Source organism: Planomonospora antibiotica, from assembly GCF_014647955.1.
GTDB classification, from domain to species: domain Bacteria; phylum Actinomycetota; class Actinomycetes; order Streptosporangiales; family Streptosporangiaceae; genus Planomonospora; species Planomonospora parontospora.
The window spans coordinates 1-25,560 of the sequence record NZ_BMQE01000025.1; the positions used below are offsets into that span (position 1 = coordinate 1).

19 protein-coding genes are annotated in these 25,560 nt (G+C 71.7%); 7 read left to right on the top strand and 12 right to left on the bottom strand.

Features of this window, described 5'->3' with window-relative positions; translation table 11 throughout:
* The first annotated feature begins 103 nt into the window (after window positions 1–103).
* Window positions 104–538 (top strand): pyridoxamine 5'-phosphate oxidase family protein, encoded by a 435-nt coding sequence (locus IEZ06_RS21780; RefSeq protein ID WP_189238553.1) that lies wholly within the window; start codon window positions 104–106, stop codon window positions 536–538.
* 171 nt (window positions 539–709) lie between these two features.
* Here IEZ06_RS21780 and IEZ06_RS21785 read toward each other — a convergent pair whose 3' ends face one another.
* The 3 genes from IEZ06_RS21785 to IEZ06_RS21795 form a co-directional block, all read right to left on the bottom strand.
* Window positions 710–955, bottom strand: a complete 246-nt coding sequence (locus IEZ06_RS21785; RefSeq protein WP_189238554.1) for a hypothetical protein — start codon at window positions 953–955, stop codon at window positions 710–712.
* Window positions 956–1,611: 656 nt separating this feature from the next.
* Window positions 1,612–3,927 (bottom strand): phosphoketolase family protein, encoded by a 2,316-nt coding sequence (locus IEZ06_RS21790; protein WP_189238555.1) that lies wholly within the window; start codon window positions 3,925–3,927, stop codon window positions 1,612–1,614.
* A gap of 201 nt (window positions 3,928–4,128) precedes the next feature.
* Window positions 4,129–4,689 (bottom strand): DoxX family membrane protein, encoded by a 561-nt coding sequence (locus IEZ06_RS21795; RefSeq protein WP_189238556.1) that lies wholly within the window; start codon window positions 4,687–4,689, stop codon window positions 4,129–4,131.
* A 169-nt stretch (window positions 4,690–4,858) separates the two neighbouring features.
* On the opposite strand from IEZ06_RS21795, the gene IEZ06_RS21800 reads away from it, so the two are divergent.
* Window positions 4,859–5,074 (top strand): hypothetical protein, encoded by a 216-nt coding sequence (locus IEZ06_RS21800; protein ID WP_189238645.1) that lies wholly within the window; start codon window positions 4,859–4,861, stop codon window positions 5,072–5,074.
* Between the two features lie 15 nt (window positions 5,075–5,089).
* Here IEZ06_RS21800 and IEZ06_RS21805 read toward each other — a convergent pair whose 3' ends face one another.
* A complete protein-coding gene (locus IEZ06_RS21805) occupies window positions 5,090–5,806 on the bottom strand; it encodes a hypothetical protein (protein WP_189238646.1) in 717 nt (238 codons plus the stop codon).
* On the opposite strand from IEZ06_RS21805, the gene IEZ06_RS36505 reads away from it, so the two are divergent.
* Both IEZ06_RS36505 and IEZ06_RS21815 read left to right on the top strand, forming a co-directional pair.
* Complete coding sequence (locus tag IEZ06_RS36505; protein WP_373293905.1) at window positions 5,805–5,945, top strand: hypothetical protein; 141 nt, start codon at window positions 5,805–5,807, stop codon at window positions 5,943–5,945. The genes IEZ06_RS21805 and IEZ06_RS36505 overlap by 2 nt on opposite strands.
* Window positions 5,938–6,408: a hypothetical protein gene (locus tag IEZ06_RS21815; RefSeq protein ID WP_189238558.1), complete on the top strand. Its 471-nt coding sequence runs from the start codon at window positions 5,938–5,940 to the stop codon at window positions 6,406–6,408. The genes IEZ06_RS36505 and IEZ06_RS21815 overlap by 8 nt, the downstream gene beginning before the upstream one ends.
* Before the next feature lie 102 nt (window positions 6,409–6,510).
* On the opposite strand, the gene IEZ06_RS21820 is transcribed toward IEZ06_RS21815, so the two are convergent.
* Entirely contained in the window at window positions 6,511–8,517 is a 2,007-nt protein-coding gene (locus IEZ06_RS21820; RefSeq protein ID WP_203872066.1) for an ABC transporter ATP-binding protein, read from the bottom strand.
* The gene (locus IEZ06_RS21825) at window positions 8,514–10,280 is read right to left on the bottom strand and encodes an ABC transporter ATP-binding protein (protein ID WP_189238559.1); all 1,767 of its coding nucleotides are present in this window, start codon (window positions 10,278–10,280) and stop codon (window positions 8,514–8,516) included. Before IEZ06_RS21825 ends, IEZ06_RS21820 begins: the two co-directional genes overlap by 4 nt.
* 299 nt (window positions 10,281–10,579) lie before the next feature.
* Here IEZ06_RS21825 and IEZ06_RS21830 point away from each other — a divergent pair, with 299 nt between their 5' ends.
* Window positions 10,580–11,653 (top strand): ATP-grasp domain-containing protein, encoded by a 1,074-nt coding sequence (locus IEZ06_RS21830; protein WP_189238560.1) that lies wholly within the window; start codon window positions 10,580–10,582, stop codon window positions 11,651–11,653.
* 32 nt (window positions 11,654–11,685) lie between these two features.
* Window positions 11,686–13,140 carry a carboxylesterase/lipase family protein gene (locus IEZ06_RS21835; RefSeq protein ID WP_189238561.1) on the top strand — a complete coding sequence of 485 codons (1,455 nt, stop codon included), beginning with the start codon at window positions 11,686–11,688 and terminating at the stop codon, window positions 13,138–13,140.
* Between the two features lie 10 nt (window positions 13,141–13,150).
* On the opposite strand, the gene chrA is transcribed toward IEZ06_RS21835, so the two are convergent.
* The 6 genes from chrA to fxsA form a co-directional block, all read right to left on the bottom strand.
* The gene (gene chrA, locus IEZ06_RS21840; RefSeq protein ID WP_189238562.1) at window positions 13,151–14,335 is read right to left on the bottom strand and encodes a chromate efflux transporter; all 1,185 of its coding nucleotides are present in this window, start codon (window positions 14,333–14,335) and stop codon (window positions 13,151–13,153) included.
* Window positions 14,336–14,536: 201 nt separating this feature from the next.
* Window positions 14,537–18,775, bottom strand: coding sequence for a HAMP domain-containing protein (locus IEZ06_RS21845; RefSeq protein ID WP_444544041.1), 4,239 nt, complete (start codon window positions 18,773–18,775; stop codon window positions 14,537–14,539).
* Between the two features lie 23 nt (window positions 18,776–18,798).
* Complete coding sequence (locus tag IEZ06_RS21850) at window positions 18,799–19,545, bottom strand: hypothetical protein (protein ID WP_189238563.1); 747 nt, start codon at window positions 19,543–19,545, stop codon at window positions 18,799–18,801.
* Window positions 19,546–19,646: 101 nt separating this feature from the next.
* Window positions 19,647–21,632: an nSTAND1 domain-containing NTPase gene (locus IEZ06_RS21855; protein ID WP_229798550.1), complete on the bottom strand. Its 1,986-nt coding sequence runs from the start codon at window positions 21,630–21,632 to the stop codon at window positions 19,647–19,649.
* A 5-nt stretch (window positions 21,633–21,637) separates the two neighbouring features.
* Window positions 21,638–22,504, bottom strand: coding sequence for an SIR2 family NAD-dependent protein deacylase (locus tag IEZ06_RS21860; protein ID WP_189238565.1), 867 nt, complete (start codon window positions 22,502–22,504; stop codon window positions 21,638–21,640).
* Between the two features lie 78 nt (window positions 22,505–22,582).
* On the bottom strand, window positions 22,583–22,759 hold the full coding sequence (fxsA, locus tag IEZ06_RS21865; protein ID WP_189238566.1) for an FxSxx-COOH cyclophane-containing RiPP peptide: 177 nt from the start codon (window positions 22,757–22,759) through the stop codon (window positions 22,583–22,585).
* A 305-nt stretch (window positions 22,760–23,064) separates the two neighbouring features.
* Here fxsA and fxsT point away from each other — a divergent pair, with 305 nt between their 5' ends.
* Window positions 23,065–25,560: an FxSxx-COOH system tetratricopeptide repeat protein gene (gene fxsT / locus IEZ06_RS21870; protein WP_229798524.1), complete on the top strand. Its 2,496-nt coding sequence runs from the start codon at window positions 23,065–23,067 to the stop codon at window positions 25,558–25,560.

A 25,560-nucleotide genomic window follows, 5' to 3' on the forward strand; every position in this document is an offset into this window, starting at 1 on the left:
GTACCCAGGCCGCGGCTCTGGTCACCCGGCTCAAGGCCGAACGCGGCGAGCGGGGAGACCTTCGTCCCTGGTGAAGGGGAGTGGCCAGGCCGATGCTGGAGACATGAAAGTCGATTCCACGGGCCTGCGGGTGCTCTCACGGGCCGAATGCATGCAACTGCTCGCCTCGGCGCCGCTGGGGCGCATCGTCTTCACCGACCGCGCGCTGCCGGCCATCCAGCCGGTCAACTACGCGCTGGACGGAGAACGGCTGGTGATCCGCACCAGGGCCGGGTCCAAGCTGGCGGCCGCGGTGCGCGATGCGGTCGTAGCCCTGGAGGCCGACGCGTTCGACCCGGCTGGCCGGACCGGCTGGTCGGTGACCGTCATCGGGCACGCACGCGCCGTGCAGGAGGGCCGCGAGGAGTTCAGCCGGCTGGCCCACCTGCCCCTGGCGCCCTGGACGCCCCGGGACGGGCAGCGGCCGGAGCACCAGGACCACTACATCGTGCTCCCGGTAGAGCAGATCTCCGGCCGCCGGGTCGAGGCCTATTCCTGATCCGGGACGGACGCCCGGCACCGTCCACGATCGCCGGTGCGGCACACCGCGCTGACGGCGGGCGGGTCTTGGCGGCGTAGTACGTCGAGGGCGCTCCAGTTCGGCGATCTTCTGGGCGTCGCTGGTGGAGGTGCCGCGCCGCTGCCCGTCGTCGATCTCGGCCTGGCGCACTCAGCCGCGCAGGGCCTTACGGTACACGCCGAGTTGGTCGGCTACGCGGGCGATGGTGCCGGGTGCGCCGCCGGTCTTCCGGCGGCACAGCAGCCTCGACATGCTGACCCCGATAGAGTTCGAGAACATGACCATCGTGGCATGACAATCCAGAAACGCGACTCCACAGGGCCCAGGGCAGACCAGCGTCCACCGACGCCACATGAGGCGGCGAGGTCCGAAGCGGTAGGTGATCGCCATCTCCATACGGGCGACGATGCGATCTACCCTGTAGAGGCCTACATCGCCAAAGACGATTCCTGCGGCTGTGGCCACGGTCGGTGACTGTCAGACGGCTACGCATGCCGGTGCGACGCGGGTGCTGAGTTCCTGCAAGCAAGAGTCGAAGATCTTGCTGACGGTCTGGCTCTCGGCGGCGACCCAGGCTTCGGAATTACGCGGAACGCCGGTCTGGAGGCCGGGCCAGCGTTCCGCACCGTGAAAATGACCTTGGACCTGCAGCCCGTCTACCACCGTCAAAGATGGGCGGCCTCCACGCCTCCGAATAGCCGTTGACCTGAAAAACACTCCACGGAGGCGTGGGCACACGTCCCTGACGGCACGAAATGCCGTGACCCGGCCATGCTGCCGGGGAAGCTGTCGAGCGGGACGAGGCAGCCATAAACACGCAAACGACGATGAGACCAAGCAGACCGTTACGACGCGTCCCAGCGCGCAGCTGCGGCTGGGAGCCGAAGGGAAGGCCTTCCTCCAACTCCCAGCCGCTCCAGCCGCAGGTCTCCGCATAAGCCGGACAGGGGTCACGATGCCCCATCTCCCCGGACTCGTCTCGCCCCGGTCGAGGAGAAGTCAGCTCCCGCGACCGACCATCCGCAGGGCGTAGTCGGAGAGGCTGCTGTCGTTCACTGCGTCCAGGTCCAGTCGCGGATCTCGGGGAGGTCTTCGCCGTGCTCGCGGGTGTGGGCGCGGGCGCGCAGGCGGGCGTCGGACATCTGCTGGCGCAGGTGGGCGGCGCGGGTGCCCAGGCCGGGGACGCGGTCGATGACGTCCATGACCAGGTGGTAGCGGTCGATGTCGTTGAGCATGGCCATGTCGAAGGGGGTGGTGGTGGTGCCTTCCTCCTTGTAGCCGCGCACATGGATGTTGTGGTGGCCGCTGCGGCGGTAGGTGAGGCGGTGGATGAGCCAGGGGTAGCCGTGGAAGTTGAAGATGACCGGCTTGTCGGTGGTGAACAAGGCGTTGAACTCGGCGTCGGGCATGCCGTGCGGGTGCTCGGTGGGCTGCTGCAGGCGCATCAGGTCCACCACGTTGATGACCCTGACCTTGAGGTCGGGCAGGTGGCGGCGGAGCAGCTCGACGGCGGCGAGGGTCTCCAGGGTCGGCACGTCGCCGGCGCAGGCCAGGACGACGTCGGGCTCGCCTCCGGCGTCGTTGCTGGCCCATTCGATGATGCCCAGGCCGCGGGTGCAGTGCACGATCGCCTCGTCCATGGTGAACAGGTCCAGGACGGGTTGCTTGCCCGCGACGACGACGTTGACGTAGTCGTGGGAGCGCAGGCAGTGGTCGCCGACCGAGAGCAGGGTGTTGGCGTCCGGCGGCAGGTAGACGCGCACCACGTCGGCCTTCTTGTTGACCACGACGTCGAGGAAGCCGGGGTCCTGGTGGCTGAAGCCGTTGTGGTCCTGGCGCCAGACGTGGGAGGAGAGCAGGTAGTTGAGCGAGGCGACGGGGCGGCGCCAGGGGATCTTCTTGGAGGCCTGCAACCACTTGGCGTGCTGGTTGAACATGGCGTCGACGATGTGGATGAAGGCCTCGTAGCAGTTGAACAGGCCGTGGCGGCCGGTCAGCAGGTAGCCCTCCAGCCAGCCCTGGCACAGGTGCTCCGACAGCACCTCCATGACGCGGCCGCCGGCGGCCAGGCCGGTGTCGGTCGGCAGGATCTCGGCGTTCCAGGCACGGCCGGTGGTCTCGAAGACCGCGCCGAGCCGGTTGGAGGCGGTCTCGTCCGGGCCCATCAAGCGGAAGGTCTGCGGGTTGGCGGCCATGACGTCGCGCAGGAACGCGCCGAGCACGCGGGTGGGCTCGGTCAGTTGCGCGGCCGGGGCCTTGACCTCCACGGCGTAGGTGCGGAAATCCGGGATCGCCAGCGGGCGCAGGATTTCCCCGCCGTTGGCGTGCGGGCTGGCACTCATCCGGCGCGGACCCTCGGGCACCAGTTGCAGGATCTCCGGCAGCGGGCGGCCGTCGGCGTCGAAGAGCTCCTCGGGCCGGTAGGAGCGCATCCACTCTTCGAGCAGGCGGCGGTATTCGTCGTTGCCGCGGACGTTGGACAGGGGGACCTGGTGGGAGCGCCAGGTCCCCTCCACCGGCACGCCGTCGACCTCGCGGGGCCCGGTCCAGCCCTTGGGCGACCGCAGGATGATCATCGGCAGGCGGTCGGCACGGCCGTCCTTGAACTCGGCGATCTGGTCGAAGACCGTGCTCAGCGTGTTCTGCATGAGCTCGTGCATGACGGCGGGGTCGTCGCCGGAGACGATGTGCGGGCGGTAGCCGTAGCCCTCCATGAGCTTGAGGAGTTCTTCTTCGGGGATGCGGGCCAGCACCGTCGGGTTGGCGATTTTGTAGCCGTTGAGGTGCAGGATGGGCAGGACGACGCCGTCCCGGTAGGGGTCGAGGAACTTGTTGGAGTGCCAGCTGGCGGCCAGTGGTCCGGTCTCGGCCTCGCCGTCTCCGACGATGCAGGCCACCACCAGGTTCGGATTGTCGAAGGCCGCGCCGTAGGCGTGGGCCAGGGCGTATCCCAGCTCGCCGCCCTCGTGGATGGAGCCGGGGGTCTCGGGAGCGACGTGGCTGGGCACGCCGCCGGGGAAGGAGAACTGCCGGAACAACTGGCGCATCCCGGCCGCGTCCTGCGGAATGTCGGGGTATTTGTCGGTGTAGGAGCCCTCCAACCAGGCGTGCGCGACCGCGGCGGGGCCACCGTGCCCGGGACCGGCAATGTAGATCATCTCCTGGTCACGCTCGATGATGACCTGGTTCAAGTGGGCGAAGCAGAAGTTCAGTCCCGGTGTGGTGCCCCAGTGCCCGAGCAGGCGCGGTTTGACATGCCCGGCGGCCAGGGGTTCGGTGAGCAGGGGGTTGTCCAGCAGATAGATCTGCCCCACCGAAAGGTAGTTGGCCGCTCTCCAGTACGCGTCGATCCGCTGCAGTTTCTCCATGAATCCGACTCTTCCCGCATCTTTCTTGATCATCTAGGGGATTTGGTCCCCACCCCGGATGCCATGGGGCCCATGACATCTCCGACGTGCTTTCCGATCGGTCTCCCGGTCTCGCCCGAGGCTCCCGCCGCACGGCGGCCCTTTCCGAAAAAAGCGAACGCCCGCCCCCGGTCTTTCAGGGGACGGGCGTGGTGCGGGCGGTCACTTCAGGATGGGGAATCGCTTGACCAGGGCGGTCTTGCCCCACCGGGCGCCGATGCCCAGGGTGTCGCCAGCGTGGGCGGCGGCCAGGCCGATCAGGACGATGGCGTAGACGATGTGGTCGTCCATGAACGGGTTGGTCTCCAGCGGCAGCTGGGCCGCCCACATCAGCAGCATCATCGTCGCGCCCGCGCCGGCCGCGATCCGCAGGCCCGCGCCGAGGATGAGGGCGGCGCCGACGCCGAGCAGGCCGAGCATGAACAGCCAGTCCACCCAGGCCTGCCCGGCCAGGCCGCTGAAGAAGCCGCCGAGGGCGTTCTCGCCGCTGCCCTTGAGGAAGCCGGTGGTCGGGCTGCCTCCGTTGACCCACGCCTTGGCGGCGGGGGTGGCGAAGCCGAGGCCGAACATCTTGTCGACGAAGGCCCACAGGAACACCCAGCCCAGAGCGATACGGGCGGCGGCCCAGGCGTAGACGACGGGGGTACGGTCCTGTACGGCGGGGGTGGTGATGGGGGTGGTGACGTGGCCGTTGACCGGCTTGCGTCCGTGGATGACGGCCATGACTGGCTCCTGTTCCGCTTTCTTTTCTCTGTTACGTCACCCAGTACATCGGCTGGCCCCGCCCTTTCCGCAGAGCCGTACGGCTCGTGTCCACGTCTCCAAGGTCTTGCGGCCGGTGGGACTTCCGTCCCGGTCCCGCCCGCAGGGATTACCGGTGCCCTGACGCGGCATGCGTTACGTGCTGGAGAAGCCGCCGGTGCGCGCTGACCAGCTCGCCCACCCGGAACCCCGTTACTACATCACCAGGATGAAGAGCTACGGCCGCGCCTCGACCTTCCTGATGGCTACCGGCTATGAGCAGGTCCGCTCCGTCGGCGTTCCCGCTCGGCTGGAGGTCATGGCTGGTCATGGTCGCTGCGTTTCATATCCATTCTCGCCCTATTAAGTCCTATTTAGGAAGTTAATCCCTGTTCGTCTCAGTTGGGCCTGGCATAGAGGGGAGCGGCTGCGAGGCGACATCCCGGCCACCCGGATCCTGCTGGGCCTGCGTTATCCGTTCCATCCTGTTCCTGATGTCGTGCTCTTTCCCGAGGCTGTCGATCTGGCCGGGATCATCGGCGATCTCGCTTGGCGCCGTCACGTCGCCATGGTCGATTGCAATGCGCAACTCGGCATGTTCTACCGCTACGTTGGCCGTCGGCTTGGCCAGCCGGACATCTTCGCTCAGAAGCTGCTCAACCCCTACATCAGAGACGACCCGCTCCGTCACTGGGTCAGGCGTCATCGTAAAAGTCACGCCGAGATGCGTGTTGAGCTCTGGCAACGGCATCACGCGAACCCTGACCTGCGGTTGCCCTTCCCGGAAATCCGCCACTTCAAATGAGAAACGGCGCGCGGCGATCCACGGGATCGAGGTGGCGAACCGCAGGTCAGGTAGGTAGCGGTACGACAGGTCAAGTGAGAACCCACAGATGTCGAGGGACGGGCCGGCCGCGGTCCTCTCGAAAGCCCGCGGCCGCGCCGAAAATTCGGCGCGTACAGTGGGAAATGTGTGAAAAATAGGAACGGGTGCACATGGAGCCGAATTGACGCCACCGCCACCACCAGGGAAGCTCGCCGGGACGGCGAAAGTCGGGGATCGCGGCCAGATCGTCATCCCTAAGGACATGCGGGACATGTTCGGGATCGTTCCCGGAGACACGTTGCTGCTGCTGGCGGATGTGGGGCGCGGTATCGCGGTGCTGCGCAACGACGACTTCGTCCACCTCGCCGAGACCGTGCTCGACGCGCGGAAGGACCGGAACGACGATGCGTGAAGACGCCGTCCCGACCACAGCGGGGAATCCTCGGCGGAGCCGCGCACCATGGCATCTGTGGGTCGCCGGGCTGTTCATGCTCGCGCTCTACATCGGCGGTGCGCGGGACCAGGTGCTCACGCTCACGCTGAACCCGGACTACCTGGCCGCCCAGGGCTACGCCGAGCCCCAGATCGGCTACTTCGCCGACTATCCGTTCGCTCTCGGCGTCCTGTGGACCCTCAACATCGTCGGAGGCCTCGCCTCGGCGACGGCTTCGATCCTGCGCTCCCGCCGGGCGGTGCCGCTGGCCCTGACGACCGCGCTGGCTCAGCTGGTGCTGCTGATCCTCACGTTCGCCTTCCGGGACCGGTGGGACATCCTCGGGCCGTCGATGAGCCTGTTCGACATCGGCGTCGGCGTCCTGTCCCTCGCGTTCTGGTGGTACTGCCGGGTGATGCTGAGCCGGGCCGTTCTGCGGTGAGCCGGGCGGTGGGACCCGTCCGGCTCACCGGCGGGGCCACGGCCTCCTGGCCCGACCCCGCACCCTGCAGCCTGCGGGGTTCGGACCAGGTCCCCGTCCTTCCTACCAGCGGTCACCGCCGGGTGACGCCTGATCCTCGCTGATGCTGTCCAGCCAGGCCCGGTGCAGGCCGGCGAAGCGGCCGGCCCGCGCGATGAGCACCTCCGGCGGGCCGTCCTCCACGATCGCCCCGCCGTCCATCACGAGCACCCGGTCGGCGGTCTCGATGGTCGACAGCCGGTGCGCGATGACCAGGGCGGTCCGGCCCGACAGGATCGTCCGCATGGCCCGCTGCACCAGCCGCTCGCCGGGGACGTCCAGGCTGGAGGTCGCCTCGTCCAGGACCAGCACGGCAGGGTCGGCGAGGAAGGCGCGGGCGAACGCCACCAGCTGCCGCTGCCCCGCCGACAGCCGCCCGCCCTGCTTGCCGACGGGCGTGTCGTAGCCCTGGGGGAGCGCCGAGACGAAGTCGTGGGCGCCGACGGACCGGGCGGCCTCGACGACCTCGTCCATGGTGGCGTCCGGCCGGCCGAACCTGACGTTGTCCGCGACCGTGCCGCTGAACAGGAAGTTCTCCTGCGTCACCACGACCACCGCGGCGCGCAGCGCGTCCTCGCCGAGGTCGCGCAGGTCGACCCCGTCCAGCAGCACGCGGCCGGAGACCGGGTCGTAGAACCTGGCGACCAGCTTGGCCAGCGTGGTCTTGCCGGCCCCGGTCGCGCCGACCAGCGCCACGACCTGCCCCGCCGGGATCTCCAGGTCCATCCGGGACAGCACCGGGGTGCCGTCCCGGTAGGAGAACTCCACCCCCTCGAACCGGATGGCGCCCGCCGGGCGCTCCAGCGGGACCGGGTCGCGCGGCTCGGCCACCGCGGGCCGCTCCTCCAGCACGCCGGAGAGCTTCTCCAGCGCCGCCCCGGCGGACTGGAAGGTGTTGTAGAACTGGCTGATCTCCTGCATCGGCTCGTAGAACTGGCGCAGGTAGAGCAGGAACGCGGCGAGCACGCCCACCGTCACCGAGCCGCCGGAGGCCAGCAGGCCGCCGTAGAAGAGCACGGCGGCGGTCGTGACGTTCCCGATCAGCTTGACGCCGGGCATGAAGACCGCGATCAGGCGCATGCTCCGCACGTTGGCGTCCCGGTAGTCGGCGTTGAGCCGGGAGAAGATCTCCTGGTTGCGGGGCTCCCCGCGGAACGCCTGGACCGCCCGGATGCCGGTCATCGACTCCACGAAGTGGACGATCACCAGCGCCACGGTCTCCCGGGTCCGGCGGTAGGCCAGGCTCGACTGCCGCCGGAACCAGCGGGTGAACAGCAGCAGGACCGGCATCGGGAGGAGGGCGACCAGCCCGAGGCGCACGTCCAGGAAGAGCAGCACGACCGCGGTGCCGACGAGGGTCAGCACGGCCGTGACGAGGCCGTCGAAGCCCGACTGCAGCATCTCGGAGATGGCGTCGATGTCGGAGGTCAGCCGGGAGACCACCCGTCCGGAGGTGTAGTCGTCGTGGAACGACAGCGACAGCCGCTGGAAGTGGCGGAAGACCCGCCGCCGCAGCTCCAGGATGATGCGCTGGCCGATCCGGCCGGACATCCCGAGGAACGCCTGCCGGGTCACCGCCTGCACGACCGCCGCGGTCAGCAGCGCCGCGACGACCGTCACCAGCACGGCCGGCCCCTCGCCCGCGACCATGGGCGGGATGCCGTCGTCGATGCCCACCTTGACCAGGTAGGGGATGGCGAGCGAGGCCGCGGTGCCGACCACGATGAGCGCGACCAGCACCGCGATCCGCCTGCGGTACGGCCGGAGCAGCTCGCCGAGCAGCCGCCGGGAGCGGTCCCGGAGCAGGAGCGACACCTGCTCCGGGATCTCGTCCCGGTCCTCCGAGGCGACGCCGCGCCAGTCCCGCACCGTGCCCGCGGCGCCCACGGTGCCCGCCGTACTCGTCGCGCGGGCCGGGTCCGTCGTGCCTGCCGGGTCCGTCGCGCGGGCCGGGTGCGCCGTGCCTGCCGGGTCCGTCGCGCGGGCCGGGTGCGCCGTGCCTGCCGGGTCCGCCGTGTCCTGTCCGCTCATCGCAGTGCCCCCTCCGCGTCCACGTCGTCGTCGAAGTCGTCATCGAGACCGGCCCGCCCGCCCGGGTCCTCCTCCAGGTCGGCGGAGAGCAGCGCGCGGTACTCCGGCACGGCCGCCATCAGCTCCTGGTGGCGGCCGACGTGCGCGATCGTGCCGCCGGACAGCAGGGCGACCCGGTCGGCGAGCAGCACGGTGGAGGCGCGGTGCGCGACCACGATCCCGGTGGTGTCCCGCAGCACGTGCCGGAGGGCCTCCTCCACCAGGGCCTCGGTCTCGACGTCGAGCGCCGAGAGGGTGTCGTCCAGCACGAGGACCCGCGGCCGGGACAGCACCGCGCGGGCCAGGGCGAGGCGCTGGCGCTGGCCGCCGGACAGGGACATGCCCTGCTCGCCGATCCTGGTCTCCAGCCCCCACGGCAGCCGGTGGACGAACTCCGCCTGGGCGACCCGCAGGGCCGCCTCGACCTCCTCCTCTGTGGCGTCCGGCCGCCCGAGCGTGAGGTTCTCCCGGACGCTCATGGAGAACAGGGTCGGCTCCTCGAAGGCGGTGGCGACCATCGAGCGCAGCGCGGGCAGCGACAGGTCGCGCACGTCGTGGCCGTCGATCGTGACCCGGCCCGCGGTGACGTCGTGCAGCCGGGGGACCAGAGCGGTCAGCGTGGTCTTGCCCGAGCCCGTCGCGCCCACGACCGCGACCGTCTCACCCGGCCGCACCTCCAGCCAGACGTCGCGCAGCACCGGCTCCGCGGCGCCCGGGAAACGGAACTCCACGCCCTCGAAGCGCAGGTGCCCGCTCGGCCGCCCGACCGTCCGGACGCCCCCGACGATGGCGGGCTCGACGTCCAGGACCTCCATCACCCGGTCCGCCGCGGTCATCGCCTCCTGCGCCATCGCCAGGATGAAGCCGAGGGCCGAGATGGGCCACACCAGCTGGAGCATGAGCGTGGTGAAGGCCACCAGCGTGCCCAGCGACAGCGCGCCCGAGCCGACCGCCAGCGCGCCGAGCAGCAGCACGGCGGCGAGGGTGACGTTCGGGATCACCTCCAGGAAGGTGAAGAACCTGGCCGAGAGCCGCACCTTCTCCATCGCGGTCCGGTAGACCTCGCCGGCCCCGGCGTCGAAGGCGCCGTAGACGTGGCGGCCGCGGCCGAAGGCCTTGATCGTGCGGATGCCGGCCGCCGACTCCTCGACGACGGTGGCCAGGTCGCCCTGCTGGTCCTGCACCCGGCGCGAGACGTCGATGTAGCGGCGCTCGAAGCGCAGCGAGGTGACCACGACCGGCACCGCCGACGCGGCGACCAGCAGGCCGAGCGGCCAGTACATCTGCAGCAGCAGGACGGTCACCGTGAGGATCTGCACGGTGATCAGCACGAGGAAGAGCATGCCGAAGCCGAGGAACCGCCGGATCGTCGACAGGTCGGTCGTCGCGCGCGAGAGCAGCTGGCCGGACTGCCAGGCTCCGTGGAAGGCCATCGGCAACCGCTGCAGGTGCCGGTAGAGGTCGTCGCGGATCCGGGTCTCCAGGCCGATGACGGCGTCGGCCAGCAGCCAGCGGCGCACCAGGATGAGCAGCGCCTCGACCGCGCCCAGCGCGAGGGCGAGCAGCGCCAGGGGGAGCAGGCCCGAGTCGTCGCCCCGGGCGACGGGGCCGTCGACGACCTCCCTGCCGACGAGCGGGATGACGATCCCGATCCCGGTTCCGAGGAAGGAGGCCGCCCAGATGACGGCCAGGCGGGTGGAGTAGGGGCGGAGATAGGACTTCATCCGCCACAGCGAGCGCATCCCGGCGAGGGGCCGGTTGCGGGGTCGTGGCCGCCGGGTCGCGGTTTCCGGCTGGGGGGCGGCGGTATCCGGAGGTTCGGGGGACATCGTCAGGCAGCACGCTCCTCACGGGTCTCGGTTGACGCCGGTCACCACGGACGGTGAAGGGCCCGTTAAGGCTAAGCACCTCGTCAACAGGTTTTCCGCAGGAGAAAAGGGTCCATGCCCGACAATGAGTGACTTTATGTAATCAGGGAACTACATAGAGTATGAAAAACGGGGTGAACGGTTCGGGACTCCGCTTGTTGATCATAATTGGCGAAGGTCCCGCGAACGATGACATCAAGTATCTGGAGGAGGGGGCGCGGCAGCGGGGGCACCTGCCGCTCGTCGTCTCCTGGCACGAACTGAGCGTGGCCCTCGACGATCGGGGACCGAGGCTCTGCGCCGGCGGGCTCCCGCTGGCGGTGGACGGGATCATCCACCAGCTGTCCACCGACGCGCTGCCGGGCCTCACCGTCCTCGGCGCGGTGGAGGACGGGATCGCGCACCTGAACTCCACCGCCGCCGTGCTGCGCTCGGCCGACAAGTTCGCCACGCACGTGCGCCTGGCCGCCTGCGGCGTCCCGACGCCCGCCACCGCCTTCTGCCCGGGGGACCGCGAGCTCAGGATCTTCGCCCGGGCCTACGGCTACCCCGTCGTGCTCAAGCAGCCGGACGGGGCGCGGGGCTCGGAGGTCGCCCTCGCCGGAGGGGAGGACGACCTGATCGCCAGGGCGGAGTCGATCCGGGGCCGGGGGAGGCCGCTGCTCGTCCAGCGGTTCGTCGCCGAGGCGGCCGGGCGCAACCACCGGGTGGTCGTCGTCGGCGGGAGGTTCGTCGCCGCGGTCGAGCAGACGGGCCGGCCGGGAGATTTCCGCTCCAACGGGCCGGGGGACGTGTGCCGCCCGGTGGCCCTCACCGACGAGGAGGTGGCCGTCGTGGAGCGTACGGCCCGCGCGGCGGGGCTCGACCTGATGAGCGCCGACCTGCTGCGCGGCCGCAGCGGCCCGGTCATCCTGGAGACCAACTCCTTCCCCGCCTTCGGCGGGTTCGGCCACGTGGACCTGCGGGACCCGATCCTGGACCTGATCGAGCGTAAAGTGGCCGCCCGCCGGGCCGGAACGGGCGTCCCGGTCGCGGTGCCGGGGCACCGGCCGCTCGCGCGGGAGGACCTCGCATCGTTCGTTCCCCCGGTGCCCTCCGCGACCTTCGTGGAGGAGCGTCCGGCCGCGGTGGAGGCGCCCCTCGCAGCGGACGGGCTCCGCGTGCCGGACGGAGCCCCCGCGGCCGGGAGGTCCCCCGCGGGAGAGGAACCCGTCACCGCCCCGAACTGATCCGCCGCCCGCCGGGCGGGTAGACAGCGGGCATGGACCCCCAGGCGGTGACCACGAGCGGGCGGGTGCGCGGGCGCTGGAGCGGCGGGGTGGCCGAGTTCCTCGGCGTGCCCTACGCCGCACCCCCCGTCGGCGCGCTGCGCTTCGCGCCCCCGGTCCCCCCGCCGCGCTGGGACGGGGTGCGGTCCTGCCGGACCTGCGGGCCGACCGCCCCCCAGCCGCAGGACGGCGCGGGCGACGTGCCCGAACCGCTCGTCGAGGGCGACGGCTTCCTCAACCTCAACGTCCGCACGCCCGACCCCGGGGCCGCCGGACTGCCGGTGCTGGTGTGGATCCACGGCGGGGCCTTCAACATGGGCGGCAACGCCGGCCCGTGGTACCGCGGCGCCTCCTTCGCCCGAGACGGCCTGGTGTTCGTCGCGATCAACTACCGCCTGGGCGTGGAGGGGTTCCTGCCCCTGGACGACGCCCCGGCCAACCTCGGCGTGCTCGACTGGATCCGGGCGCTCACCTGGGTCCACGACAACATCGCCGCCTTCGGCGGCGACCCCGGCGACGTGACCGTCGGCGGGCAGTCCGCCGGCGGCCAGGCGAGCGTGACCCTGCTCGCGGCGCCCGCCGCCGCCGGGCTCCTGCACCGCGTGATCGACATGAGCGGCGGATCGGTGACCTGGGAGCCGGTCGAGCCCGCCCGGGAGGCGGCCCGCGCGCTCGCCCGCCGCCTCGGCGCGCCGCCCACGCGCGAGGCGTTCTCGGCGTTCACCCCGGCGGAGCTCGCCGCGGCGTACCGCTCGCTCGGCTCGGGCGAGCCGGATCCCGGGCCCCTCGGCGCGGTCTTCGGACCGGGACCCAAGGGGTTCAACCCGGTCAACGACGGCGAGATCGTGGCGCGCAGCCCGTACGACATGATCCGCGACGGCTCGGCCCACCCGGCCGCGCTGCTCGTCGGCACCACCCGGGAGGAGTTCAACGCGCTGGTGCGCTCACGGCCCGGCCCCCTCGGCGAGCGGGAGTACGGCGACGCCCTGCGCGCGCTCGGCGCCGGCCCCGACGCCCGGCGGTTCTACGAGGAGCGGCTGCCCGCCGGCCCCGAGGTGCTCGGGCAGATCCTGACCGACCGGCTCTTCCGGGTGCCGGCCCTGCGCCTGGCCCGGGCCTGCGCGGCCGCCGGCAGGTCCGTCCACGCCTACGAGTTCCGCTGGCGCTCGCCCGCGCGCGGCGGCGCCGTCGGGGCCGGCCACTGCGTGGACCTGCCGTTCGTCTTCGACGACCTGGACGCGGAGGGGGTGGAGCGCGTGTGCGGGCCCGCGCCCCCGCCCGGCCTGGCCCGCGCCATGCACGCGGCCTGGACGGGGTTCGCGGCCACCGGCGATCCCGGCTGGCCGCCGTACGGCGGGCCCGGCGGACCGGTCCGGGTCTTCGACGACCCCGGGGGTGTCGCCTGCGATCCGCTCGCGGCCGAGGGGCGCCTGTGGCGGGAGTCGTGAGCCCGCGGCGTCATCCGGTGACGAGCGCGTGGACCAGGCCGACCGCGGCGGCGGCGGCGATGAACCAGGCGGTGTTGAGCCTGGTGCGCCACTGCAGGAGCAGGGCCGCCCCGGCCAGGCCGACGGTGAGCGGGTCGACGAACGCCTCGCCCGCCAGCTCGACCGTGACCCCCGCCATCAGGGCCAGCGCCGTCGCGTTGACCCCGTCCAGGAACGCCGAGGACCAGACGCGGTCGCGGATGCGGTCGACGATCCGGGTCAGCAGGGCGACGAAGGCGAACGAGGGCGCGAAGATCGCCACGGTCGCCAGGACCGCGCCGGGCAGCCCGGCGATCACGTATCCGAGGAAGGTCGCGGTGGTGAAGACCGGCCCGGGGGTGACCTGCCCGATGGAGACGGCGTCGAGCAGCTGCGTCCGGGTGATCCATCCGAGCCGCTCCGCGAAGTCGCCCTCCAGGAAGGCCAGCAGCACGTAGCCGCTGCCGTACAGCACCGAGCCGATCTTCAGGAAGGTCAGGAAGAGCTGCGCGAGCTGGCCGCCGGTCGGGTCGGGGAAGTACGGCCCCGCGGGCAGCAGGGCGATCCCGCCGAGGCCGGTCCGCCCGCCGCCCGGCGGGCGGACCGGCAGGGTGCGCACGGCCATGACGAGCACCCCGCCGGCCGCCAGCACCAGGAGCTCGTCGGCCCCGAGCAGGTAGGCCGCGAACGCGGCCGCGGCGGCGGCCGCCGTCAGCGGGCCCTTGACCGCGGTCCGCAGCAGGCCGACCAGGGCCCACACCACGATCGCCACGACCACGGGCTTGATCCCGTAGAGCAGCCCCTCGACCGCCGGGGCCCGCCCGTGGCGGACGTACGCCCAGACCAGGGCGAGCACGACGGCGAACGCCGGGAGGATGAAGCAGACCCCGGCCACGACCAGCCCCTTCCCGCGGGCCCGCTCGTGGCCGAGGTGGATGGCCAGCTCGGTGGAGTTCGGGCCGGGGATGAGGTTGGTCGCGCCCATCAGGTCGACGAAGCGCTCGTCGGAGACCCAGCCGCGCCGCCGTACCAGCTCCTCGCGCATCATCGCGATGTGCGCGGCCGGCCCGCCGAACCCGATCACGCCCAGCTTCAGGAAGACGGCGGCCACCTCGGCGAGCCGCCGGCCCCGCCGCCCGCCGTCACCCTGACCGGGCCCGCCGGCCGGTCCGTCCATCCGCACTCCTCACCGGCAGACCACCTGATCGGGGCAGTGTCCAGCACCCGGATGAACGGCGTGCGGACACAGGGGAAACGGCGCGGGGCGGGCTCCCTCCCCGCTCACCGGCCGCCCCGCTCACCGGCCGCCGCGCTCACCGGCCGCCGGGCCCGCCGGCCGGCCGGTGTAGTGCGCCGGCCCCGTCCACCGGCGGCCGGCTCACACGCCGACCCAGCGCTGCATGCGCGTGAGCAGGTCCTCGGCGTCGACCGGCTTGGTCACGTAGTCGGTCGCCCCCGCCGCCAGCGCCTTCTCCCGGTCGCCCTGCATCGCCTTGGCGGTCACCGCGATGATCGGCAGGTCCGCGAAGCGCGGCATCTTCCGGATGGCCGCGGTGGCCGCGTAGCCGTCCATCTCCGGCATCATGATGTCCATCAGCACCAGGTCGACGTCCTCGTTGCGGGACAGCACCTCGATGCCCTTGCGCCCGTTCTCGGCGTAGAGCACCTGCATGCCGTGCAGCTCCAGGATGTTGGTCAGCGCGAACACGTTGCGGACGTCGTCGTCGACGACCAGGACCTTTCGGGTCGACAGGGCCGTGTCCGGCTCGCCGGGCTCCTGGGGGCGGACGTCCGGGCTGGACTGGACCAGGGGGAGCACGTCGCCGGGCTGCTGCGCCGACAGGTGCAGGGTGATGCGTTCGCGCAGCTCGTCGAGGCTGGGCAGGCGCTCCAGCGGCTGGGTGGCCGAACGCCCCTGGAGCAGGTCCTCCTGCGGGCGCGAGAGCGTGCGGCTGTGGTGGGCGAGCACCGGCACCCCGCGCAGCGCCGGGCTCCGGTCGAGCCCGCGCAGGAACTCCGCCGCGGCGTCCTGCCGCATGCCCAGGTCGAGCACGATGCAGTGGTGGTCCTCCCGGGCCAGCGCCGCCAGGGCGGTGGCCGGGTCGTCCGTGGTGGACACCCGGACCTGCCCGTGCGTCTCGGGCAGGTCCGCCACCACGCTCTCGGCCAGCTGGGACAGGAGCCCGTTGACGCGGGACTCCACGACGAGCAGGCGGCGCACGTCCCCGCCGCCCGGACGCTCGGCCTCCCCGGCGAACCGGACGGATTCGGCCGGGGCGCTCGGCGGCGCCGCGGCGGCGCCGGCGCGGCCCGCCGCGGCGGTCGCGTTCTCCGGAAGCGGCAGGTAGAGGGTGAAGGTGCTGCCCTTGCCGACGGAGCTGACCGCGCGGATCTCGCCGTTGAACAGCGCGGCGATCTCCCGGCTGATGGACAGCCCCAGCCCGGTCCCGCCGTACCTGCGGCTGGTGGTCCCGTCGGCCTGCTGGAACGCGTCGAAGATCTGCGAGAGGTTCTCCTCGGCGATGCCGATGCCGGTGTCCACCACGTGGAAGACGATCACATCCTGGCCTTCCGCGCCGGGCAGCTCCACCCCGGCGGCGCGCTCGATGCGCAGCCCGACCGAGCCCTCCTCGGTGAACTTCACCGCGTTGGACAGCAGGTTCCGCAGCACCTGCCGGAGGCGCTGCTCGTCGACGAGCAGCTCGGCGGGCACGTCGGAGTCGACGGTGACGTCGAACCTGAGACCCTTCTCCGTGGTCAGCGGGCGGAAGGTCGCCTCGACGTAGTCCAGGAGCTGCCGCAGCGGCAGCGGCTCCAGGCTGAGGTTCATCTTCCCCGCCTCGATCTTGGACAGGTCGAGGATGTCGTTGATCAGCTGGAGCAGGTCGGTGCCGGCCGAATGGATGACGTTGGCGTACTCGACCTGCTTGGCGGTGAGGTTGCGGGTGGGGTTCTGGGCCAGCAGCTGGGCCAGGATGAGCAGCGAGTTGAGCGGGGTGCGGAGCTCGTGGCTCATGTTGGCCAGGAACTCGCTCTTGTACTTGGAGGCCAGGGCGAGCTGCTGGGCCCGGTCCTCCAGCTCCTGGCGCGCCTGCTCGATCTCCCGGTTCTTCGTCTCGATGTCGTGGTTCTGCCGGGCCAGCAGCTCAGCCTTGTCCTCCAGCTCGGCGTTGGAGCGCTGCAGCTCCTCCTGGCGGACCTGGAGCTCGGTGGCCAGCCGCTGCGACTCGGTCAGCAGGGCGTCGGTGCGGGCGTTGGCGACGATGGTGTTGACGTTGACGCCGATGGTCTCCACCAGCATCTCCAGGAAGGCCCGGTGCACCTGGGTGAAGCGGTTGAGACTGGCCAGCTCGATCACGCCGAGCACCTGGTCCTCGAAGACGATCGGCAGCACGATCAGGTTGACCGGCGCGGCCCCGCCGAGGCTGGAGGAGACGGTGATGTAGCCGGCGGAGACGTCCTCGGCGAGGATGGGGCGCCGGGCGAGCGCGGCCTGCCCGACCAGCGAGTCGCCGAAGCCGTGGCGGCGGGCGGTCTCCCGGTGGCCGTAGGTCCCGACCACCTGCAGCTCGGGTCCCGCCGGACCCTCCTCGGCCAGCAGGAACGTGCCGTACTGGGCGGAGACCAGCGGGGCCAGCTCGTTCATCACCAGCTCGGCCACGACGGCCAGGTCCCGGTGGCCCTGCATCAGCCCGGAGATGCGCGCCAGGTTGGACTTGAGCCAGTCCTGCTCCTGGTTGGCCAGGGTGGTCTCGCGCAGGGACTTCACCATCGAGTTGATGTTGTCCTTGAGGTCGGCGAGCTCGCCCTCGGCGTCGACGGTGATCGAGCGGGTCAGGTCGCCCGAGGTCACGGCGCTGGTCACCTCGGCGATCGCGCGGACCTGGCGGGTCAGGTTGCCCGCCAGCTCGTTGACGTTCTCCGTCAGCCGCTTCCAGGTGCCCGAGACGCCCTCGACCTCGGCCTGGCCGCCCAGCCGGCCCTCGCTGCCGACCTCCCGGGCCACCCGGGTGACCTCCGCGGCGAAGGACGAGAGCTGGTCGACCATCGTGTTGATCGTCGTCTTCAGCGCCAGGATCTCGCCCCGGGCGTCCACGTCGATCTTCTTGTTCAGGTCGCCCTGGGCGACCGCGGTGGTGACCTGGGCGATGGAGCGCACCTGGCTGGTCAGGTTGTCGGCCATGGAGTTGACGTTGTCGGTGAGGTCCTTCCACGTCCCGGCCACGTTGGGCACGCGGGCCTGGCCGCCCAGCTGCCCCTCGGTGCCGACCTCGCGGGCCACCCGGGTGACCTCGTCGGCGAAGGCGCTGAGCGTGTCGACCATCGTGTTGATGGTCTGCGCCAGCGCGGCGACCTCGCCCTTGGCCTCGACGGTGATCTTCTGGGAGAGGTCGCCGCGGGCGACCGCCGTGGCCACCTGGGCGATGGAGCGCACCTGGCTGGTCAGGTTGGAGGCCATGACGTTGACGTTGTCGGTGAGGTCCTTCCAGGTGCCGGAGACCCCGCGGACGGTCGCCTGGCCGCCGAGGTTGCCCTCGGTGCCGACCTCGCGGGCCACCCGGGTGACCTCGTCGGCGAAGGCCGACAGCTGGTCGACCATCGTGTTGATGGTCTCCTTCAGCTCCAGGATCTCGCCGCGCGCGTCCACCCGGATCTTCTGCGACAGGTCGCCCTTGGCCACCGCCGTGGTCACCTCGGCGATGCTGCGGACCTGGGCGGTGAGGTTGTCGGCCATCACGTTCACCGACTCGGTGAGCGCCTTCCAGGTGCCGGATACGCCCTTGACGTCGGCCTGGCCGCCCAGCCGGCCCTCGGTGCCGACCTCGCGGGCCACCCGGGTGACCTCGTCGGCGAAGGAGGACAGCTGGTCGACCATCGTGTTGATGGTGTTCTTCAGCTCCAGGATCTCACCGCGCGCCGAGACCGTGATCCGCTGGGAGAGGTCGCCGCGGGCCACGGCGGTGGCCACCTGGGAGATGTTGCGGACCTGGTCGGTGAGGTTGCCCGCCATGTAGTTCACCGAGTCGGTGAGGTCGCGCCAGGTGCCGGAGACGCCCTTGACGTCGGCCTGGCCGCCGAGGTTGCCCTCGGTGCCGACCTCGCGGGCCACCCGGGTGACCTCGTCGGCGAAGGAGGACAGCTGGTCGACCATCGTGTTGATGGTGTTCTTCAGCTCCAGGATCTCGCCGCGGGCGTCCACGGTGATCTTCTGCGAGAGGTCGCCCTTGGCCACCGCGGTGGTGACCTGGGCGATGGAGCGCACCTGGCCGGTGAGGTTGCCCGCCATGGCGTTGACCGAGTCGGTGAGGTCCTTCCACGTGCCCGAGACGCCGGGCACGTCGGCCTGGCCGCCGAGCTGCCCCTCGGTGCCGACCTCGCGGGCGACGCGCGTCACCTCGGAGGTGAACAGGGAGAGCTGGTCCACCATGCCGTTGAAGACCGTGGCGATCTCCTGCAGCAGGCCGTCGCCCTCACCGGGCAGGCGGGTGCCGAAGTCGCCGTCGCGCACGGCCGTGAGCCCGGCGAGGAGCCGGCGCAGGTCCAGCTCGTCCACGCCCGAAGCGGTCGCGGTCCCGTTCCTCACGGGACCGTCGGCGATCTCAACCATGTCCACCATCGCTTGTCTCGACCGGCAGGAGGTCAGGCAATGGTAAGGCCGGAACGGTCCGGGCGGGGGTCCGCCCCCGCCGCCCCCGCCCGTTCCCGGGTCCGGGCGCGACCGCGCCGCGAACCGGCGTAGGCCGCCTCGCGCACCCGCAGGAACGGCCTGGGGAGGCTCAGTGCCGGATGGCGGTTCAGCATCGGGTCGAACGCGGCGAACTCCCCGTCCGGGAGCACGGTGTGCAGGCTCAGCCGCGCGAGCGGCCGCCGGTAGCCCTCGACGCCGAGGACGAAGTCCAGCGGGGCCGCCGCGACCGACTCCGCGATCTCGTCGGGGTCGGCGGAGCGGGCGCGGCCCCGGTCGGCCGCCACGGCCAGGAACCGGATCCGCCCGGCCGCGTGCCGGTAGGGGATCAGCGTGGAGAAGACCCCGGAGCCGAACCCCGCGCTCGGGAAGGGCAGCCACCGGGGCCAGCCCATCGTGGCCAGCAGCAGGTCGAGGTCGCCGCCGGGCGCCTGGTCGCAGGGGAGCCGGACGGCCAGGCCGAGCACGTCGGGCAGGGCGCCGGGCAGGGAGGCCCCCTTGGAGAGCCGTACCAGGACCTCCCGCTCGCCGGGCTCGTCGAGCACGGGGATGCCGAGGTAGGGGTCGGTGCGGCCGAGGACGCGGAAGGCGGCGTGGAAGAACCGCCCGCGGGTGTGGACCGCGCGGCCGCCGCGCAGCGCCGCCACCCGGCGGAACAGCGAGGGGACGGGGCCGCTCTGATCAGGCGAGGAAGATGTCATGCCCTCCCACCTACCCCCGCATCCGGATCGCAGCGGGCCGGGCCGGGATCGTGCGGGTCCCGTGACGGTCCCGGCGCGGCCCGGCCTCGGGGAGACCGGGGTCAGGCCGACTCCCGCAGCACCTCCTCGGCCTGCCGCCGCAGATGGGGCGGGAGACCGGGGACGCGGGCGGCCAGCGCGCGGGCGGCCAGCACCGCCGAGCTCGACCGCCGGCCGAGCAGGGCGTGCACGCGCGCCGCCCGCAGCAGCGCCGGGCCGCTGCCGGACTCGGTGGCGACCGCGTCCAGCATCTCCTGCTCGGCGGCGTCGAAACGCCCCTGCAGAGCCAGGGCCAGGGCGCGGGCGGCCACCGTGTCCGGCTGCTGGTCCCGGCGCACCCGGTCCAGGTCGCGCAGGGCCTCGGCCGGCCTGCCGAGGTCGGCGTGGATCGCCCCGCGCAGGGCCAGCGCGTCGGCCGGGGGCCGCGCCGCCAGCGCCACGGCCCCGTTGAGGCAGGCGAGCGCGGCACGCGGCTGCCCCGCGTGCCACAGCGCCTGCCCCAGGGCCAGCCGGGCGGGCAGGTCGTTGGGCGCCCAGGCGAGGGCCCCCTTGAACAGCTCCACGGCCCCGGAGTGGTCGCCCTCCGCCAGCCGGAGCCGCCCGATCCCGGTCAGCACCCGGGCCACCCCGTCGAACTGCTGGAGGCTGGCGAAGGTCTCCGCCGCCTCCTCGAAGCGGCGCCGGGCGCTCTCCGTCTCCCCGCACGCCGCCTCGGCCGCCCCCACGATCTCCTGGGCCTCGGCGCGCACCCACGCCTCGCCGAACTCCGAGGCGCGCAGCGCCTCCTCCGCGAGGCGCTGCGCCGTCTCCCAGCGCCGTCCGGCCAGCGCGGCCCGGGCGTCCGCCAGGTAGGTGGCGGGCCGCTCCGAGCGGCGCACGGTGGCGATCAACCGGTCGTGCTGCAGTTCGTACCAGCGGATGCCGAGCCGGTGCTCCCCCTTGAGGAGGTGGTGGTCCTCCAGTGCCCTGGCCACGGCGTTCGGCATGCCCGCCGTCTCGTGGAGCCCCTCGTAGACCGTGTTGCGGGTGCCGTGCTCGGTGACGAAGGCGTTGCGCAGCCAGAACTGGATCTCCGTGGCCGGGATGCCGTGCTCGGCCGCGACCCGGGCGAGCGCGCGCCGGCAGAAGCCGGTCAGGAACCGGTCGACGTCGGCGTGCAGGCGCACGTGCTCCACGGTGATCTCGGTCAGGCCCGGGGGCAGCGACTCCCACAGCGCGGAGCAGACGACCTGGAGCTGGACCGGTTCGACCGACTCCAGCGCCAGGGTGGCCGTCCGGCCCTCGGCGTCGGAGACCTCGGCGGTGCGCAGGTCGTCGACGAGCAGCTCCGCGGCGCCGGGGGCGAAGCGGCGGCCGGTGGCCTCCAGCGGCCCGGTCACCGCGTCGAGTGCGGCGGCGCGGGCGAGCGGCCGCAGGTGGAACCGGGCCCGCGAACCGCGGCCGAGCGGCCGCTCGTGGGGCAGCACGGCGGCCAGGTGCTCCTCGCGCAGCGACAGCAGCAGGTGGAGGCCGTCGTGCTCCTCCACCGCCTGCGCCAGCTGGGCCAGGAGCTCGGTCCGGTCGGCCTCCTGGTGGGAGGGGCCGCCGAACAGCTCCTCGGCCTGGTCGACGGCGACCAGCACCGGCACCGGGTCGCCGTACCGGTCGCGCCGCTCCGGGCGCCGGGCCAGGAACTCCGCGACCGTCAGCCCGGCGAGCGCCGACAGCGGCTCGTCCGGAGCCCAGGCCGCCAGCAGCGCCAGGACGTGCAGGCCGGTCCGGGCCCGCGCGGGCGGCGCGGCGATCCCGCGCGGCGAGACGCGCGCGACCGGCAGCACGTCGGCGCGCTCGGCCTCGATCCGGGGCAGCACCCCCGCGTGGAGCAGGGAGGTCTTGCCGACGCCGGACGTGCCGTACAGCACGGTGAGCCCGGTCGCCTGCCAGATGGTGGCGATCTCGCGGGCCTCCCGCTCGCGGCCGAAGAACAGCGCGTGCTCGGTCCCGCGGTAGGGACGCAGGCCCACGTACGGCCCGGCCGCCCCGCCGTCTCCGCGTGCCGCGGCCTTCATGGCGCTCACCCCATTCTCCGGCGGAGCTCCTCGCAGAACTCCGCCGCGGTGCCGAGGAAGATCGAGATGTTCCAGCCGTTGAGGTAGTGGACGAGGTAGCGCTTGGCCTTGTCCACCGCGTCGCCCGCCGAGTCGTTGACCTCGGGCATCAGCTGCACGCTCACGTGCCGGCGCTTGTTGCTGCGCGGGGTGCTCCGGGCCAGGCCGTGGAAGAGCACCCGGAACGTCCAGTCCTGCAGGCTGTAGCCGATGAACAGCAGCGGCCGGTGGGTCATCGCCTCCAGGACGGGCGTGGGGAGCGGGTGCCGGCCGTCGCCCGCGGAGGCGTCCACCATGTTCACGAGATAGGACAGGTAGTCGGCCTCGGTCAGCACCAGCGAGGCGGGGCGCGACCAGGTCCCGTGCAGATGGTAGACGAGGGGCCGCTCGGCGGTGGGCTCGGGCAGCGCGGGCACGTCGGCCGGGTTGGCGTCCCACCAGGGGGAGACGGCGCTGCGCGGCTCCTTGCCGGCGGCCCGCAGCGCCTCGTGCAGGAAGTTGTCGTAGTTGGTGGTGAGGAACACCTTGAGCGGGAAACCGGCCAGCAGCGCGTGCGGATCGGCGGGGTCGCCGGGGGGCGGCCGCCCGTGCGACTGGAGGAGCCGGCAGACCTCGTCCTTGAGATCCACCGGATCGCGCACCACCGCCTCGACGTACTGCATCACGCGGGCGAGATTGTGCGAGTCGGCGAAAGGGTAACCGTAACGGGCGGCGTATTCGCGGCTCAGCGCGGTGCCGGTGGGAAGCGTCCGGCAGGCGCCGGCACCGAGAAAGGGCGTGCAGTCACCCCTGCGGAGCTGGTTTATCAGCCGTTGCCAGTCCGCATCGTCCACTGCGCCACCCTGGGTGTTGGGAAAGGACCCCCTGTGACACTTTATGTCCCACGAAGGTGGCGCCGGAGTCAAGATTCTCTATATGGCCGACTGGAATCCCGCCACCGGTCCGATGTTCTCATCGTCCGCCAGGCGCTGCAATGCGCGGTCCAGGTTGGATTCGCCCATCTCGTCGAGATCGTGGAGGTCGAGTCCGCTCACGTCGATCAGGCCGCCGCCGTACTCGGCGGTGGCGGCGGTGATTTCTTCGCTCACGCGGACTCCTTGCCTCGACATGCTCGCGCCGATGACCGGGCGACGCGCGTCCGTGCCCGTCCGCGCGTCCCGTGACATCCGTATCCTTCCACGCTCGACGACTGTTTCCAACGCGGGTGAATGCCGTTTACGGCCTGGCGGGATCGATGGTTCCGTATGGACGGCCTCGCGCCGGGGCGTCGGCCATGGGACGCTGACTTCCGGGTGTATGCATCCGTGCCGGCTGAATCTCTAAGCTGGTCCCGGGCCGGGTCAGTGGAGGCTTTGGTATGTCGATTTCAACGGGTTCGGATATCTCCGGAGCAATGGGACGTCAGCCTCTGATCTGGGGCAAAGTGCCGCAGCGGAATAAGAACTTCACCGGGCGCGGAGAACTGCTCGACAAGCTGCACGACAGTGTCACCTCCGATGTGACGGCGGTGGTCCCGCACGCCCTGCACGGGTTCGGAGGCGTCGGGAAGACCCACGTCGCGATCGAGTACGCCTACCGCTACCGGCACGAGTACGACCTGGTCTGGTGGATCCCGGCGGACCAGCCGATGCTGGTGCGCTCCTCGCTGGCGGGTCTCGCGCCGCATCTCGGCCTGCCGCCCTCCAGCGCGGCGGGCATCGAGGACGCGTCCGCCGCGGTGCTGGACGCGCTGCGCCGCGGCGAGCCGTACGCCAGGTGGCTGCTCGTCTTCGACAACGCCGAGCAGCCGGAGGACATCAACGACATCGTCCCGCGCGGCCCGGGACACGTCCTGATCACTTCCCGCAACCACGCCTGGCAGGGAGTCGTCGACACCATCCCCGTCGACGTCTTCAGCCGGACGGAGAGCATCGAGTTCCTGCGCAAGAGGGTGCTCAAGGGCATCAACCCCCAGGACGCGGGCCGGCTGGCGCAGGAGCTCGGCGACCTGCCCCTGGCGCTGGAGCAGGCGGGGGCCCTGCACGCGGAGACGGGCATGTCGGTGGAGGAGTACCTCCGGCTGCTGAAGGAGCAGACGACCCAGCTGCTCGACGCCAACAAACCGTCCGACTACCCGCTCTCCATGACCGCCGCGTGGGCGCTGTCGGTCTCACAGCTCGACGCGAAGATGCCCGAGGCGGTGGAACTGCTGCGGTGCTGCGCCTTCTTCGGGCCCGAGCCCATCCCCCGTGACGTGTTCGGCAGGCTCGACGAGGAGAGGACGGCCCGGTCGCGTCTGGGCAGGCTGCTGACCAACCCGATCCTGTTGAGCAAGGCGATCCGGGAGCTGGGCCGCTACGCCCTGGTGCGCATCGACTCGGGCAGCCGGACCATCCAGGTCCACCGCCTGGTCCAGGCGCTCCTGCGCGAGGACGTGGACGAGGAGGACCGGCAGGGGTTCCGGGAGGAGGTGCACCTCCTGCTCGCCGCCGCCGCGCCCGACCGCCCCGACGACACGGAGAACTGGCCCCTGTACGCGGAACTGCTCGGCCACGTGACCCCCGCGCAGGTGAAGACGGCAGGAGACCCCGCCGTGCGGCGCTTCGCCCTCGACACCGTGCGCTACCTCTACTCCTCCGGCGACTACCCGTCGGCCCGCGACCTCGCACGGGAGTTCCTGGAGGAATGGCGGGCCGCGGGGGAGTCCGATCCGTGGGTGCTCTCCGCGCAGCGGCATCTCGGCATCGTCCTGCGCGAGCTCGGCGACTACGCGGAGGCCTTCGCGCTCAACCAGGCGACCCTCCAGCTGATGAGGACGTCCCTCGGGCCGGAGCACGAGGAGACCCTGCTGCTCACCAACAGCCACGGCGCCGACTTCCGGACGCGGGGCGACTTCACCGCCGCGCTCGAGCACGACCTGGAGTCCCTGCACCGGCACCGGGAGAGGTTCGGCCCGAAGAGCTCCCGGACGCTGCGGGCGCTGAACAACCTCGCCGTCGACTACCTGCTGGTCGGTGACTACGGGCGCGCCTTCGAGCTGCAGAACGAGGCGTTCACCGAGCAGCGGCGCAACCGGAAGTCGAGCGAGGTCGAGGAGCTCAGCTCGTGGAACGGCCTGGCCCGGATCGTCCGGCTGCGGGGTGAGTACTTCGAGGCCTGCGACCTGGGGGAGGACGCCTACGAGTTCGGGGTCCAGGCAGTGGGCGCCGACCATCCCTGGACCCTGCGCACGGCCAAGGACCTGTCCATCGCCAAACGCCGGGCCGGACTGATCGAGGAGGCGTTCGAGATCGCGCAGCGGACGTTCGAGAGGGTGGAGCGCATCTTCGGCCGCGACCACCCCGACACGCTCGCGGCCGCCCTCTGCATGGCCAACACGCTGCGCGCCATGGGGGAGACCGCCGAGGCGCTGGAGCTGCTGCAGGACACCGCCCGCCGCTATCCGCGGATCTTCGGGGAGAGCCACCCGTTCAGGTACGGCTGCGACATGAACCGCGCCCTGCTGCTGAGGGTCAACGGCGACGTCGAGGGGGCCCGCCGGCTCGATCAGGAGTCCCTCGACGGCCTCGACCTCCGGCTCGGCCGCGACCACCACTACTCGCTGACCTGCGCCATCAACCTGGTCAGCGACCTCGCGACCCTGGGAGACGGGGAGCAGGCCAGGGTGTTCGGCGTGGACACATTGGGCAGGCTGCGCAACCTCCTGGGCGAGGACCACCCGCTGACGCTGGCCTCGGCGGCGAACCTGGTGGTGGACCTGCGCGCCGCGGGAGCGGGGGAGGAGGCCGACACCCTGGCGGCGGACACCTTCGACCGCTACCGGAGGGTGCTGGGCGAGGACCACCCCGACGTGCAGGTCGCGAGGGCCGGGGAGCGGCTCGACTTCGACTTCGACCCGCCCGTCCTCTGA